The organism is Sporolactobacillus shoreicorticis (assembly GCF_024125445.1).
GTDB lineage: Bacteria > Bacillota > Bacilli > Bacillales > Sporolactobacillaceae > Sporolactobacillus > Sporolactobacillus shoreicorticis.
Map to the genome: position 1 here is coordinate 1 of NZ_JAMXWM010000095.1, position 631 is coordinate 631.

A 631-nucleotide genomic window follows, 5' to 3' on the forward strand; every position below is an offset into this window, starting at 1 on the left:
CGCTATCGCTTTGCATATGCATTGAACCCGCGTCATTACTGGATTTCTGCCAACGCTTCTGTGCCGCTTTACGTGCCTTTTCTGACTTTTTATCCTTGTTTTCCATGCGGCTAATGAGTGATTCCGACCATATAAAATTGTCGTCTTCATGCAGCAATCCGAACTCATTAATGCATGCATCTACGAATTCTTTTGCCGCATTGCGTTCGCATTGCATTTGCATTGCTAACGCATCGTAAAGGTGCTTGGTCTTTTCCAGCTTATATCCGTCTTCATCACGGAGTATTTCAATCAGGCACCAATAACGTCCGTAGCCTTCCATACCAAATACCGCACGCATCGCAAGGATCTTCGGGTCATATCGGGCATTGCTGTCATGGCTGAAATAATAAGCATCCTTCATAATTTCACACCCAAATTTTCTCTAAGTTCTCTTTAAACGATCGAGCAATTTTAACAATTTCCTCATGCGTCTTCGTGTCCGGAGCATTCCTAAGTGCAATCTCTAAAAGATCCATGGAGTCAGTATTCAGCTTATCTGTATTCATTTCGCTCACTCTCCCAATCTCGCAAGCGTTTGCGATTTATGATGAGGTAGAAAAACGCGACCCCATTTTCTTCCAGCCATTAC

The 631-nt window shown here is 43.4% G+C and carries 2 protein-coding genes; both read right to left on the reverse strand.

The window, feature by feature from the left end; all coding sequences use genetic code 11:
* The coding region (locus NIE88_RS22130) for a DUF4373 domain-containing protein (protein ID WP_253065717.1) at nucleotides 1-403 on the reverse strand (403 nt) is incomplete at its 3' end.
* A 4-nt stretch (nucleotides 404-407) separates the two neighbouring features.
* Complete coding sequence (locus tag NIE88_RS22135; protein WP_253065718.1) at nucleotides 408-548, reverse strand: hypothetical protein; 141 nt, start codon at nucleotides 546-548, stop codon at nucleotides 408-410.
* Nucleotides 549-631 lie beyond the last annotated feature (83 nt).

Bases quoted from the DNA above. Each gene is read 5' to 3' on its own strand.
- NIE88_RS22135 (WP_253065718.1), bottom strand. From the start codon at position 548: ATGAATACAGATAAGCTGAATACTGACTCCATGGATCTTTTAGAGATT.